Raw genomic sequence first — 3,598 nt, 5'->3', positions numbered from 1 at the left:
CGCGGCGCCGCACACCGGGCCGTCGACGACGCCACGGCGCCCGGACGCGCGGAAGGCGACCCCGGCCGGCACCCCCGCGGGCGGCGCCGATCCGCGCTTCGAGAACGGGCCGCTCGCGGTCGTCGACGTCGACACGGAGGGCCAGGTCCTGGCGTACTGCACCGGCGGCCTGGTCCTGGACGTGCCCGCCAAGTCCCTGCCGGCCCTGGTGGACTGGACCCTCAAGGAGGCGGGGCTCGGGCAGCCGAGGCTGTCCGGTCCGGGCAAGGACGCCGACCCGCTGCTCGTGCTCACCGAGGCCGCACTGGAGCGCTACGGCCTCCCCGTCACCCTCACCGACGAGGAGCGGCTCGCCGGGCGGATCCCGGAGGGCCACAAGGTCGTCAAGCAGCTCGCGCGCGCGGAGTGGAAGCTGACCAGGCGCGGCTTCGGGCCGTGGGCGCGGATCTACCGCCCCGCGCAGGGCGGGATGCGCAACTGCGTCCAGCTGTGCATCCCGTCCTGGCACGCCCTCGACCCCCGCAACTGGGGCCACGCCGCACAGCTCCCGCCGGCGGACCTCGCCCGGACCCTGGGCGTGTACGCCTCCCGCGTGATGACGCCGCGCGGTTCCACCGCCGTCACCGGCCTGGAGCTGATGACCGCCCTGCACCCGCCGACCCGCGCCTCCGGACCCGACACGACGGGTAAGCGGCACTCCGAGCGCAACCCCGGCTCGCTGGGCAAGGACCCGGTCGACCCGGCGCCGTGCGAGGCCCCCGACGGCCACCCGATCCTGGCGGACCTGCCGCGCTTCCACGTCCGCGGCCCCGGCGAGAAGCTGTTCGAGGAGGCGTACGACTGGGCGCGGCCGATGACCGACGACGAATGCACCCTGCGGCACCTGGTCGGCATCGACGTGAACATGGCCTTCGCCGCCGGTGCCAACGGCCTGGTCGTCGGCCTCGGCGCGCCGGAACACGTCAAGGCACCGGTGTTCGACGCGAAGCTGCCCGGGTCATGGCTGGTGGACCTGTCCCACGTCGACCTGTCGAGGGTGAAGGCCGGCAAGGACGAGTGGGCGGAGCTGGACGCGAGTCTGCTGCCCAGCCCGTTCACGCCGAAGGGCGAGCGGCCCGGGGGCCCGGCCTGGTACGCCACACCCACCGTCGCGTACGCGGTGGAGCTGGGTTACGAGGTGCGGCCGATCGAGGCGTACGTCCGGTACGACAACGGCCGCTACCTGGACGGCTGGTACCAGCGGCTGCGGGACGCCTACCTGGCGACGATGGCCGATCTCGGCGTCGACGCGGACATGGAGCCGGCCGACTTCCTGGCGGCGATGGACGGCTACGGGGAACGCGACCCGCAGCTGGCGATCGTCGTCTCGGCGATCAAGGCGACGGTCAAGGGCGGCCTGGGAAAGCTGCGTGAACGGCCGCGTGGTGAGGGCTGGCGGCCGGGCCGGCCGTGGCGGGCGCTGTCCCGGTCGACGTGGCGGCCGGACATCCGCGCGGCCGTCATCTCCCGTACCCGGATCAACCTGCACCGCAAGATCGTCAAGCATGCGGCGTTCACCGGTCAGTACCCGGTGGCGGTCCTGTCCGACTGCGTCGTGTACGCGGCCGGCGGGCCCTCGCCGCTGGACTTCCTGCCCTACCGGGAGGGCAAGCCGCTGCCCGGCGGTTTCAAGCTGGGCGTCAACCCGGGCCTGGTCAAGCACGAGGGCACGCAGAGCGTCCTGTGGGGCGAGGAGGTCCGCGAGCGTTTCGACGCGCCGGCACTCAACCTCGCCCGCTACATCAAGGACGGCACCGTCACCGACATCGACAACGGCGAGTAGGAGAAGGCGACGATGACCCTGTTCGGGGACGGCCTGGACGCCGCGGTGCACAAGGCGTTCACCCGCCCGGCGCCCAAGAGCGCGCCCGCGCAGATGCGGTACCTGGTCAGGCAGCTCAAAGGCACCCGCGGGGTCGCCCAGACGCTGCGCATCTCCCAGCGCACCGTCGAACGGTACGTGAAGGGCCAGATCAAGAACCCCCGCCCGGACCTCGCCGCGCGCCTGGAGCACGAGGTGAAGAAGCGCTGGCAGCCGCAGATCCGCGCCAGGGCACGGCGGAAGGCGGCGACGACCGACGGCATCGTCATCGACACCCGTGCCCGGATCGGCTACACCGCGCCGATCGGCTCGACGGACGAGGACAGGCTCCGCCACCTGACCGTCGCCCTGCCACCGCGGTACGCCGCCCGCCTCTTCGAGGCCCAGCAGACCGGCGCCGGCGACCAGCGGTTGCGGGAGATCGTCGCGGAAGCGCTCAAGGAGGTGTACTTCCAGGACGACGGCCGCCGCGCCGGCCAACTGGAGGAAGTCCGGTTCACGGACATCGAGCACCTGGAGTTCGACCTGTAGCCTCCGTGCCGGCGAGCCGGGCACGTCCGGACGCGCCCGGCTCGCCGGCACGGCGACATCATCGAGACCGGCATCGCTCGCGCGGAGTGCCGGAGGGGGCAGACCCGCGGGCTCTCGTGGAGTCGGACTGCTCATTCGTACGAGGTGACGCACGTTCACTCGCACGTCGGCTGAGCGTCGTGCGGGGCCGTCCCCATGCCGGCGAACGTGATCGTCGCGGCCGCGCGGCCCTGCATCCCGTCCGGAGTGACGGCCTGCCGGACGGCCATGACCGTGACATTCACCAACTGGCCGCCGCACCCGAGTACGAAACCCACCGCAAGGAGCGCGGGAACCGTCACCGCGGAGGAGCCGTGCAGCGCGGGCACACGCAGGAAGAGGCCGTCACCGAGTGCCGCCGCGCACACGAGCACCGGGCCGTGGCCGAACCGGCTCGACAGGCGGGGCGGCCGGCAGCGAACCCAGGAGCGCGCCCGGTCCCGCCGCCGCGAGCGCCAGCCCGACGACGGTGCCCGACAGGTGCGGTTCCCGCGGCAGGAAGAGCAGGCAGACGGTCATCACGGCCGCGAAGGAGGACTGGGAGGCGGCAGAGACTGCTGTCCGGGAGCGGGTGCCCGCATGGTGCCCGAGGATGGGTACTACACGAGCAGCCATGGAAGAGGCGGGCCATGAAGGAGTTCCGAAGTGGCATGTCCGCCCATGGTGTGTGCGCCTGCCCGGCGAGGGGGCCGGGGATGTGACTGAGAACAGCGCCGTGTCGCTGGTGCGGCTGATGCAGGCCAGCCATACGGTCACGCTCGAACAGCTTCCGGGGATGATCGCCGAGCATGCCGCTGTGGCGGGCATGCACGACGTGGCGGTCTTCGTGGTCGACATCCGGGAGACGGTGCTGCGCCGGCTCACCGGTCAGGGGGAGGACGCCGGGGGCGGCGGGCAGGAGTTCACCGTTTCGGGCAGTCTGCCCGGCCGGGCCTACCAGCGCGTGGAGCTGTTCCCCGAATCCGAACGGGACGGGGCGGGTGGGCGGCGACGGTGGTGGGTGGCCGTCACCGACGGGGTGGAGCGCCTGGGGGTGCTGCGGGCCGATACCGACACCGACGACGAACCCACCCGGCAGGCCCTGCGTCACCTGGCGTCGATGACGGCCCTGCTGTTGCTGAGCAAGCGGTCCTTCAGTGACTCCTACGCGCGCCTGGCGCGCACCGA

The 3,598-nt window shown here is 72.5% G+C and carries 2 protein-coding genes and 2 pseudogenes; 3 read left to right on the top strand and 1 reads right to left on the bottom strand.

What is annotated here, in order from left to right:
* Both B7767_RS38100 and B7767_RS38095 read left to right on the top strand, forming a co-directional pair.
* On the top strand, positions 1-1,822 hold a 1,822-nt coding region (locus B7767_RS38100), incomplete at its 5' end, for a transcriptional regulator (protein WP_085575973.1).
* Between the two features lie 12 nt (positions 1,823-1,834).
* A complete protein-coding gene (locus B7767_RS38095; RefSeq protein WP_085575972.1) occupies positions 1,835-2,392 on the top strand; it encodes a DNA-binding protein in 558 nt (185 codons plus the stop codon).
* Between the two features lie 182 nt (positions 2,393-2,574).
* Here B7767_RS38095 and B7767_RS38090 read toward each other — a convergent pair.
* A pseudogene (locus B7767_RS38090) lies at positions 2,575-2,986 on the bottom strand (MFS transporter); the annotation flags it as partial.
* 58 nt (positions 2,987-3,044) lie between these two features.
* Here B7767_RS38090 and B7767_RS38085 point away from each other — a divergent pair.
* Positions 3,045-3,598: pseudogene (locus B7767_RS38085) on the top strand (hypothetical protein); the annotation flags it as partial.

It is taken from the genome of Streptomyces sp. 13-12-16, assembly GCF_002114215.1.
GTDB lineage: Bacteria > Actinomycetota > Actinomycetes > Streptomycetales > Streptomycetaceae > Streptomyces.
The sequence above is the reverse complement of the archived record's forward strand: the minus strand, read 5'-3'. Positions and strand labels throughout refer to the sequence as shown.